General features: G+C 58.5%; 13 protein-coding genes. 7 read left to right on the top strand and 6 right to left on the bottom strand.

The genetic code is table 11. The features are described from left to right. Positions 1-393 precede the first annotated feature (393 nt). Both HMPREF2980_RS07480 and HMPREF2980_RS07475 read left to right on the top strand, forming a co-directional pair. On the top strand, positions 394-942 hold the full coding sequence (locus tag HMPREF2980_RS07480) for a DUF6609 family protein (protein WP_070691093.1): 549 nt from the start codon (positions 394-396) through the stop codon (positions 940-942). Positions 943-1,027: 85 nt separating this feature from the next. Continuing rightward, positions 1,028-2,149 carry a hypothetical protein gene (locus HMPREF2980_RS07475; protein WP_070691092.1) on the top strand — a complete coding sequence of 374 codons (1,122 nt, stop codon included), beginning with the start codon at positions 1,028-1,030 and terminating at the stop codon, positions 2,147-2,149. Positions 2,150-2,488: 339 nt separating this feature from the next. Here HMPREF2980_RS07475 and HMPREF2980_RS07470 read toward each other — a convergent pair whose 3' ends face one another. Further along, the gene (locus HMPREF2980_RS07470) at positions 2,489-3,898 is read right to left on the bottom strand and encodes a chloride channel protein (RefSeq protein ID WP_070614894.1); all 1,410 of its coding nucleotides are present in this window, start codon (positions 3,896-3,898) and stop codon (positions 2,489-2,491) included. Between the two features lie 351 nt (positions 3,899-4,249). On the opposite strand from HMPREF2980_RS07470, the gene proC reads away from it, so the two are divergent. Further along, entirely contained in the window at positions 4,250-5,095 is an 846-nt protein-coding gene (proC, locus tag HMPREF2980_RS07465) for a pyrroline-5-carboxylate reductase (RefSeq protein WP_049327496.1), read from the top strand. Positions 5,096-5,256: 161 nt separating this feature from the next. Here the strand turns inward: proC and HMPREF2980_RS07460 are convergent, their stop codons facing one another. Both HMPREF2980_RS07460 and HMPREF2980_RS07455 read right to left on the bottom strand, forming a co-directional pair. Further along, the gene (locus HMPREF2980_RS07460) at positions 5,257-5,919 is read right to left on the bottom strand and encodes a potassium channel family protein (RefSeq protein ID WP_005504725.1); all 663 of its coding nucleotides are present in this window, start codon (positions 5,917-5,919) and stop codon (positions 5,257-5,259) included. Next, positions 5,912-7,537 carry a TrkH family potassium uptake protein gene (locus HMPREF2980_RS07455; RefSeq protein WP_070691089.1) on the bottom strand — a complete coding sequence of 542 codons (1,626 nt, stop codon included), beginning with the start codon at positions 7,535-7,537 and terminating at the stop codon, positions 5,912-5,914. Before HMPREF2980_RS07455 ends, HMPREF2980_RS07460 begins: the two co-directional genes overlap by 8 nt. A gap of 411 nt (positions 7,538-7,948) precedes the next feature. On the opposite strand from HMPREF2980_RS07455, the gene HMPREF2980_RS07450 reads away from it, so the two are divergent. The 4 genes from HMPREF2980_RS07450 (at position 7,949) to HMPREF2980_RS07440 (ending at position 12,800) form a co-directional block, all read left to right on the top strand. Beyond that, a complete protein-coding gene (locus HMPREF2980_RS07450) occupies positions 7,949-9,385 on the top strand; it encodes an ArsR/SmtB family transcription factor (RefSeq protein WP_070691085.1) in 1,437 nt (478 codons plus the stop codon). A 93-nt stretch (positions 9,386-9,478) separates the two neighbouring features. Continuing rightward, entirely contained in the window at positions 9,479-11,590 is a 2,112-nt protein-coding gene (locus HMPREF2980_RS07445; RefSeq protein ID WP_070691083.1) for a GntR family transcriptional regulator, read from the top strand. A gap of 263 nt (positions 11,591-11,853) precedes the next feature. Then, positions 11,854-11,952 (top strand): 30S ribosomal protein bS22, encoded by a 99-nt coding sequence (locus HMPREF2980_RS09350; RefSeq protein ID WP_005504750.1) that lies wholly within the window; start codon positions 11,854-11,856, stop codon positions 11,950-11,952. A 158-nt stretch (positions 11,953-12,110) separates the two neighbouring features. Next, a complete protein-coding gene (locus HMPREF2980_RS07440) occupies positions 12,111-12,800 on the top strand; it encodes a histidine phosphatase family protein (RefSeq protein ID WP_070691081.1) in 690 nt (229 codons plus the stop codon). A gap of 125 nt (positions 12,801-12,925) precedes the next feature. On the opposite strand, the gene HMPREF2980_RS07435 is transcribed toward HMPREF2980_RS07440, so the two are convergent. From HMPREF2980_RS07435 to HMPREF2980_RS07425, 3 genes are all read right to left on the bottom strand, one after another. Next, positions 12,926-13,369, bottom strand: a complete 444-nt coding sequence (locus tag HMPREF2980_RS07435) for a PLD nuclease N-terminal domain-containing protein (protein WP_070633742.1) — start codon at positions 13,367-13,369, stop codon at positions 12,926-12,928. Between the two features lie 115 nt (positions 13,370-13,484). Continuing rightward, positions 13,485-14,399, bottom strand: coding sequence for a 1,4-dihydroxy-2-naphthoate polyprenyltransferase (locus HMPREF2980_RS07430; RefSeq protein ID WP_070691078.1), 915 nt, complete (start codon positions 14,397-14,399; stop codon positions 13,485-13,487). Between the two features lie 109 nt (positions 14,400-14,508). Further along, entirely contained in the window at positions 14,509-15,864 is a 1,356-nt protein-coding gene (locus tag HMPREF2980_RS07425) for an AMP-binding protein (RefSeq protein ID WP_070691077.1), read from the bottom strand. Positions 15,865-15,993: the final 129 nt, after the last annotated feature.

Below are 15,993 nucleotides of genomic sequence, written 5' to 3'. Positions count from 1 at the left end.
ACGACCAAAGACGCTAACCTATGGCACAAATCCGGAACTCATGACCGAATCTCTGGCTGCGCCATGTAGGTGAGAGTCGGTTATGGGTTATGATTTATCCTTTTCATCGATAGATTAGTGTCTTCACGGTGGGTTAAAGACCCATGGCGAAGGCACTAACCTATCGAAAACCTCGGTCTAAAAAGCATGGTGGCCCCGGACGCACACATGCATCCGGGGCTGCTTCTTTCGCTTTTTTGACGAATTCTCTATTATCATTTTGATATAATTATAGGAGATGTAATTAATAGTCAGAAGGACTGGGGTATCTTGATATATTGCAGAATTTTTTCATATTAAAATTTAGTGACGCAACAAGAGAAGTGACTCTATGAGAGGCTATTGGAGGTATCGATGAGTTTTCTAAACTATAACAAAGATGAAAAGCTAGAATTTAACTATAAGAGGGCATGCGGCCTGTGGTTAATTGTGGTGGCGGCAGTTATAGCAATAGCTACCTTGGTTGGAGGAAAGCAAATAATAAATATGCAAGTATTCAGCATTGGGTACGTCGTCAGCTTTTTCTCAATCAACATGAACAAGAAGGTGCTGGATAGACTAGCCGATGGCCCTTCGAGCGAATTTCAAAAGAAAGTATCTTCACGTGCCGTTATTCTATTATTTGTCTTAATGGTTTTGCTGGGTGGCCAATTCTTTGCAACTGAAAATTGGAGGCTGATTTGGCTTGGAGCGCTGATGGCAACCGCGCTACACTTCTTCCCATACTATTTTGTGCATGGAAAGTCAATGATATACCTGGGTCTTATCTGTGCCATTAATGTTTTCGTAGGATATGTTTATGTCGATGTTCCGCTAGAGGTAATTGCATATATTGATGCGGCAATTAAGCTCATGTTCGGAATTTATCTACTATTTCTTTCAAAGCCATCAAAGCAAATTTAAGGCAGTTCTTCGGGGCAACAAAGCAGAGCGGCCCCGGACGCTCACACGCATCCGGGGCCGCCTGCTAGGAAAGGAACAATCACCGATGACGAACCAACTACTGTTAACGCAGGTGCTAGCTGCTGGGTTTGACTGGAACTATCTCTGGCACTGGACTCATGACCAGGATCTCGGCAAAGTGCTGATTTCTGCAATCGCACCGATTGCAACGGCGGTCATTGCTGCTTTAAGTCTTATACTGAGTGCCCGCAGGGAGACTAAGCAGATGGAACTCTCCAAACAAGGAACACCTCCTGAGCTGACGAGGTATAAAGAATGGCTTGAAATTTCTGAAAAATATAAAGAGCTTGTCAAGTTTGGAAATGTAGATGCGCTTTCTATAACTTCTGAAGAATATAGGGAGATTGAAGCATCTCGAAAAGCATCTCTTGAACGTGCTGTTTGGGAGAGGAAAGTTATTTCTGTCTGTCCTAATGTACGTGGGCAGAAGCGGCTCTTGAATGTTCCAGCAAGTCTGGTTGTGCATGGTGATAAAAGAATTATCACTTTACCTAATTTTAGATACGGTATATATCTCTGGATTGAGGCTCTGATTATTGTGTCTGTATTTATGGGAATGTTAATTACTATGGTTTTGGTTGTTGGATCATTTGCTACCAGCCTCCTATCAGGTGCTGGGGATATAATCGAGACAACCGTATCTTTTATTTTTGTTGTCTTAGTCTGTTTGTATGCCTTAATTTATGGGATTAATTTGGTTGAGTCTACGCGGATGAGCCTATCTGGAGAACGGTTTGCTGAGTATGGTTATCTCCGTATCCTTCAGGAAAATCTGCCGAATGATAAGTTTAAGGATGTATTTAAATCTTCTTTGAATAAAATGAACAATTCGCAGAGATTTTTCTTTGCGCTTTGGGATGAGAATTATCGAAATTTTGTCTATTGTCCTAAATGGATAGGGTCCAAATATTTTTCTGTTATAGAACCATTTATTCTTGGTCTTCCCTATTGGATTATAAATTGGGGGAGTGGAAAACGCGGATATGACTATGGCGAGTATAAGCCAGAAACTTTTGGGATTTCAGAGAAAGTGTCGGAGGGAGAACAAACTGAACAAGATGAGAATCTGAAAGGTAAAAAAGCCTCCGTGAGCAAGCGGATAGTTTTGTGGATTTCTAAAAAGTGGGAATCTCTGAATCGTAGTTAACGAATTTTGGTTGGGTTCTCTTCCTATGTGATTCTTCGCTACGGGGATGGTCGTACCCCCGCAGAATTTGTGCCATGGTTTAGCGTCTTCTGCCATGGTTTTTAACTACGACCAAAGACGCTAAACCATGGCACAAATCCGTAACCCATGACCGAATCTCCGGCTGCGCCAGGTAGGTGGGAACCGGTAATGACTTAGTGTTTTCGTCGATAGGTTAGTGTCTTCACCGCGGGTTAAAGACCCACGGTGAAGACACTAACCTATCGAAAACCTCGGTCTAAAAAGCGGGCGGCCCCGGACGCACACACGCATCCGGGGCCGCCCGCCACCTGTCAGAACTTACTTCTTAGCGCCGAACGCCCGCGTCCACGCCCAGCGGGTCAGCACCGCCGTACCCACCGCAACCGCCATCGGCAGCCACGCACTCGCACCCTGACCCGTAAAACCAATCAACAACGTCAACGCAGACAACGGCGCATTCATCGAAATACCCAAAAACGCCGCCGTACCCGTCAACGCCGCCGCATACAACACCATCGACGCGCCACCCGGCACCCCGCCCAAACCCGGGAACGCCCACAGCACCAGCGCCGCCACACAAAACGCAACCGCCGCACCCAACGCCAAACCCGGCGTCAACGTACCGCCATAAGAACCGAAACGCAGACTCAACACCACCACGGCAGCCTTCGCAACAGCCAACGCCAACACATACACTGCCGCCGATGCGGTCAAACCGCCCGCCGCCGCATCCAGCGACACATTAAACGTGTGCTGAGTCAGCAGACGACCATTACCCAGAATCTCCGGAAGCCACAGCGAAACCACCGCGACCAGCGCAAACGCTACAGGAATACGCCACAGAAGAGAACGATCCTTCGCCTTCAACTTCTCCGCACGCTGCGACAACGCCCTAAAACCCAACGCCAACGGAGTCAACACCACACCCGTCAGCGCCGCCACCGTCAGCGTCGTCGCATCCAACGGAAGCTGCGGCACCGGGTACGTCGGCTCATTGACGATTACCAGATTCGCCGTGACCGTCGCCGTCCACACCGTCACCGCACCCACATACAGCGACCGCAGGCTCAAACCAACAGCCATCGCCTCCACAAGGTACACCACGCCACCAATCGGCACCTGATACACCGCCGCCAAACCAGACGCCGCACCCGCCGCCACCAGCAGACTACGCTCACGAACACCCAACAGTGCGGCACCGTCAGCGCCCACAAAACCAAGACGCTCCAGCAGATTCGAGGTGCGGCCAGCCGCCAAAGCACCCAGCTCACGAGGCGCGACTTCCTTACCCACAGGAGAGCCCGCACCCACCGCAACAATCTGAATCACCGAATGCGAAATCTGCCGCCACAGTGACGGGGTGCGGTCCTCCTCGGTAGCACCGGCAATCTGCGACTTCACGCCGACCACACGCCGCCCACCGGACTGCAGGTAGTACCACACCAGCGCCACAAACGGGCCCAGCGCCGCCAAAACCAAGGCACGACGCGCCGGATCGGCGCCGTCAGTCACCATCGGGTGATGACCCTCAGCCTGACCGAAAGTTAGCTCCTGCATAAAGTCCAGAACATAATGCAGAGCAATCGCGCCCAAGCCGCTGAACACGCCCGTGACCAGCGCGGCAAGGGTCAGCCCCAGCAGGAGGCGAAACGAAAAAGAACGGAAACCCGCAGGGCTCTGCGGGCTATTCGGGGAAGAACTCGAGGAAGAACCAGTATGAGAAGACATAGAAAAAGGGGTTTGTGTGTTGCGTGCTGTGTGGTGTTGGAGGCTTCATGCCCGGCACAAACTGCCGCGGGTGAAGCTGTTTTCATTCTACGCCCGCAGAATTACGCCCTCCCCGGCATGCCAGAACGTGAGAAGCGGAGCCCCGCCCATTGGGTCGCGGAGCATGAGGTGAAGCCGCCGCCCAGAAAACGCGGAAGAAACAGAGCCAGGTCACATGCCCGTAGCCACACCCGCTATGCTGGAAGGGTACGCCTCCACGCGCCCGCCGCGCACCGAACAGTAGCCCCCGGAACACACCGGCGGCACGCCTGCCGGCACCCGGCGCAGGCACCCCATTAGGAAGGATCAACGATGACCGCAACTATTGCTTTTCTCGGCACCGGCTCCATGAACGGCTCCATCGCCGCAGGTCTGCTCGCTGCAGGCCACGACCCCGCCCACATTCGCGCCACCGTGCGTAGCGAAGAATCTCGCGCCGCCCTCGCCCAGCGCCTCGGCGACAAGGTAGAAATCATCACCACCGGCGGCGAAGCTGACGGTAACCACAAAGCAACCGCCCACGCGGACGTTGTGCTGCTCGGCGTGAAGCCCTACGGCATTGTCGAGCTCGCCCGTGATATCGCACCCGCCCTTGCCCCGAACGCTGTTGTGGTGTCCGTTGCTGCTGGCGTGACCCTCGAAACCCTCGCCGAGTGCCTTCCCGCAGGTCAGCCCATTGTTCGCTGCATGCCGAACACCCCCTCCTCCGTGGGCAAGGGCGTGCTCGCCATCTCCACCACCGACACCGTGAAGGACGAGCAGAAGAAGCTTGTCGAAGAGGTCCTGGGCACCGTCGGCTTGGTCGTTGAAGTACGCGAAGACCAGATGGATGCAGTCACCGCCGTCTCTGGTTCCGGCCCGGCATACGCGTTCCTGCTTGCGGAGGCGATGGCAGCCGCCGGTGAGAAGCTCGGCCTGGACGCAGACACCGCCCTCAAGCTTGCCAGCGCAACCGTTGCCGGTGCGGGCTTCCTGCTCGACACCAACCCGGATGCGCCCGCCCTGCGCCGCGCCGTGACCAGCCCGAACGGCACCACCGAGCGTGCACTGAACACCTTCGTGGACGGTGGCCTCTTCCAGCTGACCGAGGACGCGATGCGCGCCTGTGCGGCACGTTCGGCGGAAATGAGCCAGCTGTACACTGCTGACGAGGACTAATCGGCGGGAATTAACCGATGAGGGCTAATACCGTCCGGTAGCATCCCCCTGACTAGCTGAAACTATAGAAAAACAGCCTCCTCCCGGCAGAACGGGAAGAGGCTGTTTTTCTATGTCTAATCGCAGGCTGCTCAAAACTAGCAGAGCGAGGAAAAATGCGCTTAGGGGCGCGCCGCGAAACGCTCAATCAGGTCCACCTGACCGGACACAATCAGAATGTCACGTGAATGAATGCGGGTGGTGGCGTCCGCGTAGGTGAAGTCCTCACCGGGCGACTTAATACCGACCACAGACACGCCGTACTTGGAGCGAATATCCGACTCGGCGAGGGTAAAGCCGTGGGTTTCCTTCGGCGGGCGCATCTTCGCAATCGCGAAGTCGTCATCAAACTCAATGTAATCCAGCAGACGACCCGAGACCAGGTGCGCGGCGCGGCGGCCGGCGTCAGCCTCCGGGTAGACCACGTGGTGCGCGCCAATACGCTCCAGAATCTTGCCGTGTGCGGGGGTAATAGCCTTCGCCCAAATACGCTCCACACCAATGTCCACGAGGTTCGCGGTAATCAGCACGGATGCCTCCACGGAGGTGCCCACACCCACCACGGCGGAGCCGAAATCGTCCGCGCCCAACTGGTGCAGGGTGTCGATATCGGTCGCGTCGGCGGAGACCACGTGCGTCAGCACGCCGGACCACTTCTGCACCAGCTCGGGGTCCTTCTCAATAGCAAGGACCTCCTTGTTCTGCAGGCGCAGCTGGGCCGCCACCGCGGAGCCGAAGCGTCCCAGACCAATCACGAGGACGGGGGCGTTATGTGCACTAGCCAATGGTGGGCCTTTCTTCGGGGAACTTGTAGAGGCGGCGGCGTGAACGCAGCGCCAGGCCGGTCGCGGCGGTTGTGGTGCCCACACGGCCAATGAGCATCAGGCCGCTGAGCACGTAGATACCCGCCGGCGGCAGGCTGGAGGAGAGGCCATTCGAGAGGCCGCAGGTCGCGAAGGCGGAGATGACCTCGAAAATGACTTCCTTGAGGTCCGCGCCGCTAATAATCAGAATCGACGCGGCGCCGACACCTACCACGGTAGCACCCATAACAATCACGGAGATAGCAATACGCAGGGAGGACTCGGGGATGGTGCGGTTGAACGCGACAACCTTCTGATCGCCTCGCGCCTCAGCAAGGATAGACAGGGCAATCACGGCGATGGTCGTGACCTTCACGCCACCCGCGGTCGAGCCGGAGCCACCGCCAATGAACATGAGCATGTCCGTCAGGAGCGTGGAGACGGGGGTAATGCTGCTCATGTCGACCAGATTGAAGCCGCCCGAACGCATCATGACGGAGGCAAAGATGGCGTTCAGAACCTTGTCGCCTGCGGAGTAGTCGCCGATGGTGGCGGGGTTGTTCCACTCGAAGAGACCCCAGAAGAACGCGCCAAAAGCAAAGAAAAACAGGGTCGTCACGGTGGTCAGCTTCGCGGTGAGCGACCAGTGGCGGGGGCGGAAAGGATGATGCTGAATCGCAATGAAAACAGGGAAACCGAGCGAGCCCAAGAACACGGCAATGCAGATGGGCACGAGCAGGAAAAGGTCATGACCGTAAGGCACGATGCCGTCGGAATGCGGGGTGAAGCCTGCATTGTTGAAGGCTGAGATGGAGTAGAAAATGCTGTGCCAGATCGCCTGGAACGGGTCTTCGCCGAGGGTCAGGAAACGAGGAATCAGCACAAGCGCAATGATTGCCTCGATGGAGAATGAAGCATAGGAGACGCTCTTGATAATGCCACCGACCTCGCCAAGACGGCTGATGTTCAGGTCTTCCTGTGCGATGAGCTTGGTGCGCAGACCCATTTTGCGGCCGATAGCCAGCGCCAGCAGGGAGGTAATGGTCAGGGTACCCAAACCACCGACCTGACAAGCCACAAGAATCATTGCCTGACCGAAGGTGGACCATTGCTCGGCGGTGGAGACGGTAGTCAGGCCGGTCACGGTCACCGCGCTGGTAGAGGTAAAAAATGCGTGGTGGAAAGGCGCGGGCTGCCCATCATTGGAGGAGATGGGCAGTAGCAAGGTGAGCGTAAAGAAGATGATGACCAGCAGAAACGCAGTGATTGCGGTGCGCGAAGGCGAGGCAAGAACGGTCACGTCAATAAAGTCACGGAACCGTTCGAGGGTCTGCAGATTGAACCCCATGGGGGCGCGCTTACGCTGAACCTCAGAAGGTTCGCTCACGTGGTCGCGTAGGGCGAGCAGACGATCGAGGTCAATACCGGGCACGCTCGTGAGGATGCTAAGGTTTTCGGCTTCGAGGCGGTCGCGGCGACTACGGCGGACTTGTTGCTTTTGGGGTTCGGAGGTGGCACCGCTGAGGGTGTCCCAGCGGCGGTTGAGCTGGCCCTGGGGGTGGTGGTGTCGGCGCCGGGTGCGGCGGATGATGCGTCCCATGCGCCTCCTTCAGCTGGTCTGGGTGTTGGTGTGTTGGGTGGCGGATATGTGCCTGTTTTGACGCCTTCTAGTGTATCGCGCCTAATGTGTGCGGAGGGGGTTGTAGTTGTGGTGGCTTGGGGCTAAATATGTGAGCCTTGAGAAGACGCATAGTTGGTTTTGTGGGTGGAGCCACGAAAACTATATATTCTGTATCTGTTATATAAGTATTGAGGAAGGTGAAGGGTGGTCATATGCCAGGGATGAGATACATAAACTCCGCACCATATGTGATGGACACTTCATGCTTTTATCCCCTTCAACGCTTCGTTTTGAGTTAGTGTTCAGGCTTCTTTCAGAATTTTTGAAGGTAATTTCTGCATCAGCCTCATTCTAAGCTTGAAGCGCCACTTTATATGTCATAATCGCTATATGCATTCTGATGTTTTTTCTGTCATCGCGGATCCGACTCGCCGCCGAATTGTGCGTATTCTCGCTGAGCAAACCCACACGGTGGGTGCTGTGGTTGAAAAGCTGGGCATGAGCCAGCCGACCATTTCGAAGCACCTGAAAGTCCTTCGTGATGCAGACGTGGTCTCCGTGACCGTGGAGGGGCAGCGTCGCCTCTACTCCCTGAACCCGGATGTATTCGCCACCGTGACCGAGTGGATCAACGAGACCGTCCAGATTGCGCGCCAGTCCAGCGAAGCGCACGTACCCGTGGCACTGCCCGGTGGCGTGACTGCATCTGCCTCCGACAAGACGATGGCTGAGAGGATTGCAGCTGAGAACGCAGTCGAGAAGGCTGGGCAGAAGCCGGTCGAGAAGACCTCTGAAAAGAGCGCTCAGAAGCCCGCAGCCGAAGAACCCGCTCAGAAGCTTGCACCCGCTGCAACTGCGCCGGCTGCATCCGAGAAGAACGCAACCGCGGAGAAGACCGAGGCGACCGACTCTGAGACTTTCGTCGTTGAGGCGCCCACCCCCGAGGAAATCGAGCAGGCTCGCATTCAGCGCGCCCGCGCACAGCACCTGACCCCCAGCGTGCGCATTTACTCGCGCCCGGCGGAGCATGCTGCTGATAGTGCCGCTTCCGAACCTGTCACTGAGAAGGCAGGAGCTGCTGAGCCCACCTCGCAGGAAGAGGCAGCGGATAGCACCCCGATGCGCCCCTTCACTCCCGCATCCTACGGTTACGATGCTGGGGTGACCCCCGCGGCGTCGGCATCCCCCGCTCAGCCCGCTACCCCTGCGGCACCTGCTGAGGTGAAGCCCGCTGAGACCGCCAAGACCACTGAGGCTAAGCCTGTCGTAGCGCATAAGCCGGTGGTATTCCCTCAGCCTGCGGCTGTGGTGTCTTATGGTACCGACCCCGCTGCGGTTGTGGGTGGTTCGATTCAGCCTATCGCTGTAATCCCCGAGGCTGTTGTGCTTGAAAAGGTCGCCGACGAAAAGGTTGCTGTTGAGAAGCCTGTTGCAACCGCTGAATCTGTCACGGAAGAAACAACCGGCAAGGAATTTGCAGCTGAGGAATCTGCATCTGAGGATTCTGCAGCTGAAAAGTCTGTGATTGAGAAGAACGTAGTGGATGAAGCCGCGGCAGAAGAGCCGGTGAAGGCTGAATCTGCTGAGGAAGTAGCTTCGCCCGCAGAAGCTACTGAAAAGGATGAGCTCGCTAAGGGCGAGCCTGCTAATGATGAGCTCGCTGAGGGTGAGCCTACTAAGGCTGAAACCTCCGCTGAGGAGCCCGAGTATCAGACTATGCCCGCCTACGATTCTGTGTACCGCCCCAGCACTGAGACGACCAGCACCGAGGCGAAGGACGCCCACCGCGGTGGTCTCTTCGGCTTCCTGCGTGGCCGCCGCCGCTAAGGCGCGCCCTGACGCCGTTCAACCTCCGGCATAACTCATCGATAAAGCACACACACTCTCACTCACCTTTATCTAACCGAAAGACGCATTCACGTGGCTATTCATCGTAAAATTCTGCGCTGGCTCGAGAACGAACTGTTCGAGGGCAATATTCAGCTGGGTCAGGACCTGCCCAGCGATAGCGAGATTGCACGCGCTATTGGTGTGGGTCGTTCCCGCACTCGCGAGGCTCTGCGCACCCTGGAAGATATGGATCTGGTGCAGCTATACAACGGCCGCGGCAAGGAAATGCTGGTACACCTGAGTGATGAGCCTGCCGCTGCCGCGAGTGCCGCTCTGCGCCTGCACATGTCCAGCTCGCGTTACCCGACTCGTGACCTGGTGCAGACCCGTATTCTGCTGGAAAGCTGGGCGATTGCGCGTATTGACCCGAAGACCGTCTCCTTCGCGGAGATGGACGAGGTTCTGGAGCAGATGGAAGACTTCGACCTGTCGATTCGTGACTTCCTGGAGCTTCTGTTGACGTTCCACCACCAGGTGATGCGTTGCGGTGGTAATGAGTTGCTGGTGGGTCTGCTCGCGTCGGTGCGTCAGCCGAGTTTTGAGTCGATGCTGTCTCTGGTGGGTCGTATGCCGCTGTGGAGTAGCGCTGTTGAGCGTCTGCGTGCTGAGAGCCGCGCTATTGCGGAGGCTCTGAAGGCTGGCGACGCTGCGACTGCGCGTGCCATGGTGATTGGTCAGCTGCGCGGCATGTATTCCGATGCCGGTATTGACCTGGAGCAGGAGGCGACCTCGGCGAATGGCCTGCCGGGCGAGCCGATTGCGTCTGAGTTCGCGCCGGTTGATGTGGATGAGTTTGCCGCTGATGACTTTGATGATTTGATGCAGGACGATGCGTCCTTCGCCGATGTGGGGGCACTTCCTGCCGCGGATGCTCCTGTTGCGGCACCGGCTGAGCTGGCTCAGGTTCCTGCTCCGGTGTCTGCGCAGTCTGCTGACGTGGAGTATGAGCAGTCTGAATCCGAGGCTGCCCGCGTTGAGGTTGCCCACGTTGAGGAGGCGGCGTCTGGAATTCCCTCCGAGCCGACTGATACCTCTGCCGAGACTACTTCTGGCGCAGATATTTCTGCTTCTGACAAGGTGGAACGTTCCATTCCCGCTGCGTCTCAGCCCGTACCTGCCGCGGCTTCCGCAGCCCCCGCGCAGCCTACCGCTCATACGGTGAGCGCGGATGTGCCGCTGAGCTTCGGTACCCCGCGCCGCAGTACCCCGGTAGCGCAGGTAACCCCCGCTGCTTCTGCGGCTCCGGTATCTGGTGTCCAGGCGCCGGCCTCCCAGACTCTCACTTCCCAGCCCCTCAGCTCCCAGACCCCCAGCGGTCAGCTGCCGAGCGTCCCTGCCGCGTACGCGCAGGAAGAGGTTGAGGGTCCCGCGAAGGTTCTGCGTGCTTCTACGGCGGCTCCGCGTCGTCGTAGCGGCCAGATTGTTTCCCCGGTGCGTGCGACCATCATTAAGCCGGTGGATCGCAGTAAGGTGCTAACTGCCCCTGCCCGTGCCGCGCGTCCTGCGGCTGTCGTGACTGCCGCGGCTCCTGCGGAGTCTGAGTCGGCTGAGAAGGTTCTGCGTGCCCCTGCGCGCCAGGAGGCGCCCGCTACTGAGCCTGCTGAGCCTACCCGTCTTGAAGCGGCTGCGACCATTCACGATACCTACGAGAAGCTTCCGCATGAGGAGCCGGTGCAGGAGCGCGGCGGCATCTTCTCGAAGATGAAGCGTTTCTTCGGCGTGGATGTGTACGAACCTGAGCATGACGAAGCGCAGGAGAGCGCTGAGAAGGATCAGGCAGTGAAGGAGCAGGTTCTGAAGGCTGAAACGAAGCCCGAGCCCCAGCCTGAGCCTCAGCCCGTCATTGATGAGGAGGCGCTGGCTCGTGCCGAGGCTGAGCGTGCTGAGCGTCTGAAGGCGTTGCACGCGGCGGCTGAAGAAGAGGCCGCTGAGGAAAGCGCCGTTGAAGAGGTTTCGGTGGAAGAGCCGGTTGAAGAACCCGCTGAGGCTTCTGATCCTGCGCTGGAATCGGCTGCGGAATCGGTAGAGGTCGCCTCCTCGGCTGAGGAGAGCACTCCTGATGCTGCTGTAGCTTCTTCCGGTTCGGTGCTGTCTCATGGCCGTGCTAAGGGCTCGAAGAAGTCGAAGAAGAAGCGCCGTTAGGGTTACCGAATCCCCGTTTTCGCCCCGAGATATCCTCGATATCCCCGCGGGAAAAGCGGAAATTCAGGGAAAAACTCCTGAAAAGCCGCTCTCGAATGGTGAAAATGGGGGTAAACCTAGTACTCTAGGTAGGTAGCGCTCTAAAACGCAAGGGTATTTCTGTGCCTAAAATGCGTTTTGGATCGGTTATACCGGTATAAATATCCCCGGGTAGCTACCGAGTCGAATGGCTCGGCCGGGTACGAGTAAAGTGAGGAAATCCTATGGGTTCCGTTATCAAGAAGCGCCGCAAGCGTATGTCCAAGAAGAAGCACCGTAAGCTGCTTCGTAAGACCCGCCACCAGCGCCGCAACAAGAAGTAAATAGACTTCTTTCGCCCCGCCCTCCGTATGGAGAGGCGGGGTTTTTGTGTTCCTGCAGTTTTTGCGGGCTGGGCTTTGTACGCCGGGTTTTGTATTTGTAGAGGGTACGTGCGGGTCACCTGTTTGGGGTGCGGCGCGCTATCTGAGAGACTGGGATTATGACTGAAACTTCCACCATTAAAGTTCACCTCATGCGTCACGGCGAGGTGCACAACCCCGAGCGCATTGTGTACGGCCGTCTGCCCGGTTACCGTCTGTCCGATAAGGGCCAGCAGATGGTGCGTCTGAGCGCTGAGGAGTTCGCGGCTCGTGCTGAGCGCGGCGCCCGTTTCGTGCATCTGGTTTGCTCGCCGTTGCAGCGTACCCGTGAGTCTGCCGCCCCGGTTGAGGAGCTGCTGGGTCTGACTGCGCAGCCGGATGAGCGCGTCATTGAGGCGGATAACTATTTTGAGGGTCTGCACGTGAACGCGCAGGAGCTGCTGAGGAACCCGCGTCACTGGATGAAGCTGTACAACCCGGCGCGCCCCTCCTGGGGTGAGTCGTACCTGGATCAGATTCGCCGTATGGCTGCGGCTGTTCAGGATGCGGCGCGTACCGCCTACGAGCGCGGCGGTGAGGGTGCGGAGGCGATTATTGTGTCGCACCAGCTGCCGATTTGGATTACTCGCCTGGGAGTTGAGGGCCGCATGCTGCAGCATGACCCGCGTGCCCGTGAGTGCAACCTGGCGTCGATTACGACTCTGGCGTTTAGCACCACTGATTTTGAGCATGAGATGCCGCATTTTGTGGGGTATTCGGAGCCTGCTGCGCCGCTGTACGGTGGCGTGATTCAGCTGCCCGGTAGCTGAAACATCCGGTAGCTAGTTCCTGAAGCTGTTTTTGAGCATAGTAAGAGGCTGTGAGCCCATCCGCATTGGATGTGCCCACAGCCTCTTTCTGTAAACCTTTAGGGGTGCGAGCCTAGCTGTCCTGACTAGTTCTGCCCGTTACCCTGATTCGGCGTGCCGTCCTCGGGATCCTTAAGCTCAGGGTCCTTAGGCTCGGAATCCTTATGAGCAGAATCCTGCTTGTTGTTCGATTCTGCTTCGCGGCTGTGGCGTTCGCGTTCTGCTTTTGCTTTGAGCCAGCGCAGGTACTCTTCATCGTCGTCGGGGGAAGATACCGAGGGTGCCGGGGTGTTGCGTCGCTGACCGAAGCCGGGGCGAGGAGCGCCTGCTGCGGGCTGTGCCTTGGGGCGGCCCAGGATAAGCCACATGAGCGGGCCCACCACGGGGAAGAGCAGGGTGACGAGAACCCACAGCCACTTGGGCAGGGTTCGCGCCTCGTGTGCGGGGGTGCGGACGGCGTCCAAGAGGGTGTAGAGGGTCAGCCCCACGATGAGGGCGGCGCCGCCAATAATCAGCATGGCTCGAATCATAAGCACTACTATGACATACCGCCGCGTTATTGCGGAACTATGAACCGGGTGCCCGCTAGCGGCGTAATGGCGCGGCAATCCGGCGCAGATTTGTACGTCGGCTTAGTAGCCGGTCTTAGTAGCCGGTGAACACCTGAACCTCGTGGCTAATAATGTCCAGCGAGCCCAGCCACACGGCGAGGGCAAGGATCACGGAGTATACGAGCGCCACAATACCCGCCTGCTTGAGCACGGGAATCAGGTCGCGGCCGCCGCGCGTCCACACGGTCACGCAGGAGTGGATGGTCGGGCCGACCAGCAGGAAGATTAACAGGAACCAGGGGTTCTCATCGAGCAGGAGCACGCCCAGGCCCAGTGCCAGCGCCATCTCCACGATGTAGGTGATGCGCGACCAGCGTTCGCCAAGGCGGACCGCCATGGTCAGCTTGCCCGCCTCAATGTCGGTGGGAATGTCACGTACGTTATTCGCCATGAGCAGCGCACAGGAAATCAGACCAATGCCGATAGCACCAACCCAGCCGAGCAGGGTCAGGGTGTGCGCCTGCGTGTAGAGGGTGCCCAGGGTCGCAACCAGACCAAAGTAGACGAAGACGAACACGTCGCCCAGGCCCATGTAGCCGTATGGGTGCTTGCCGCCGGTGTAGCCCCACGCCGCGAAGACGCTGGAGGCGCCAATCGCCAGGAACCACCACTGGTTCGCCAGAGCCACCAGGGCAAGACCCGCAAGCATCGCTAGACCGAAGCAGGTGAAGGCGGCGTACTTGACGGAGCGGGGGCTTGCCACGCCGGAACCAACGAGGCGTAGCGGACCCACGCGGTCTTCGTCGGTGCCCTTGATGCCGTCGGAGTAGTCGTTGGCGTAGTTCACGCCGACCTGCAGGAAGAACGCGACGAGGAACGCCAAGAACGCGTAGAGCGGCTTGAATTCGTTGACCTCGTAGGCGGCAGCTGAGCCGGCAATAATGGGGGCGACGGCGAGCGGCAGGGTGCGCAGGCGAGCGCCTTCAATCCATTGGGCGGCAGTTGCCACGTGGGTTCCTTCCGGGTCTAAGTGCGTATGATGCGTGGGTTTTGTGCGTGACGGTCAGGGCATGCGGGCGGCTGCGTGTGCGGGGTGAAAACCCGCGGATGAGCCTGCTTTAGCCCTGACGGTAGTCTCTGTCCAGGATACTGTATATTTTTGCGCGGTCCGGCTTGCCGGTGCTGGTGAGCGGGAAATCCGGCAGGATGCTCAGCTGCTTGGGTGCGGCGGGGGCGCCGAGCTTTTCGGCGCAGCGGGCACGCAGCAGGGCGCAGAGTTCTTCGTTCAGGGCGGGGCGATTCTCGGTAGGTGCAGCCGCTGCACCGGCAGAAGGTACGAGCGTGACCGCGGCGGCTATGGCTGTGCCCCAGCGGGCATCGGGCAGGCCGACTACGCAGGCTTCGCGTACGACGGGGTGCTCTTCGAGGACGGTCGCCACGGCGCGGGCGGAGATTTTTACGCCTCCGCTGATGAGTACGTCGTCGCTACGGCCGAGCACCTGCAGGCGCTGCTCACTACAGTTCTTGTTGCTGTTGGGAGCTGCTGCAGGGCTCAGCAGCCCGTAGTCGTCGGTGCGGTACCAGCGGGTGCCGTCGGCGGCGGTGAAGAAGTGCTCGGCGGTGCGGGCGGCGTCGCCAATGTAGCCGCTGGCGAGGTGCGCGCCGCTGATCCAAATACGGCCCACCTGTGCGGGTTTCCCACCGGTATCCGGCACGGCGGGCATACCTTCTTCGGGGACGAGCTCAACCCGCACGCCGGGCAGTACGGAGCCGGAGTAGACGCATCCGCCGGCGGTTTCGGCACTACCGTAGGTGGTCACCGTATTCAGCCCAAGCGCGGAGGCGGCGGCGAGCAGGTCGGCGCTGGTGGGGGCGCCTCCGAGCAGGATTCCGGTGAAGGAGCCGAGCGCCTCGTGAATCTCAGCGCCCAGGCGCGGGTCGGCATCCGCGCTTTCAAGGAGCTTATGCAGCTGGGTGGGTACCAGGGAGATAAACCGACGTGCCGAGCTCATCTGCTCAACCGCCTGCAGGAAAACCTCGGGGCTAAAGTGGACCGGCTCAATGACGGAGCGGGCAATCACCGGAGCGGTACCGGCGAGTATGGAACGGGCGAGCACCTGAGCACCGGCAATATAGTGCGCGGGAAGAGCCAGAAGCCACTGCGATGCTGCATCGGAGTTTGAGCCGAAGAAGCGCTCGGTGGCTGACGCACTGGCGGCAAGAGCTCGGGCGGTCAGTGCGGTGCGTTTGGGGGTTCCGGTGGATCCGGAGGTGCCCACCACCAGGGCAATAGGCTCCGCAGCCGCGCCCGCACCAGCATCCGCCGCGTACCCGCCCAGTAGCTGCTCAAAGGCGCCCAGCATGGTGTGCGGGTCGGCGGGCTGGTCGGCGCGCACCTGTACCGCCTGCGGGTGCAGGGCTGCCTCCTGCGGAGCGGGGGAGGGGACGAGCCCGGGTACGGGGGTATTCATCATGGCTAAATCCTTAGCGGCTGCGTGCTGTCATGCGCCGGTGTCATATGCCGGTGCGGCATCAAATGCGCCGGAGCCGGATTCTTAGCTGAGGTTCTCAGGGTTGAATCCGGCTCCGAGCCTATGCATCTG

It is taken from the genome of Rothia sp. HMSC076D04 (assembly GCF_001814645.1).
GTDB classification, from domain to species: domain Bacteria; phylum Actinomycetota; class Actinomycetes; order Actinomycetales; family Micrococcaceae; genus Rothia; species Rothia mucilaginosa.
Note: the sequence above shows the minus strand (reverse complement) of the source record. Positions and strands in the feature narration are given on the sequence as shown.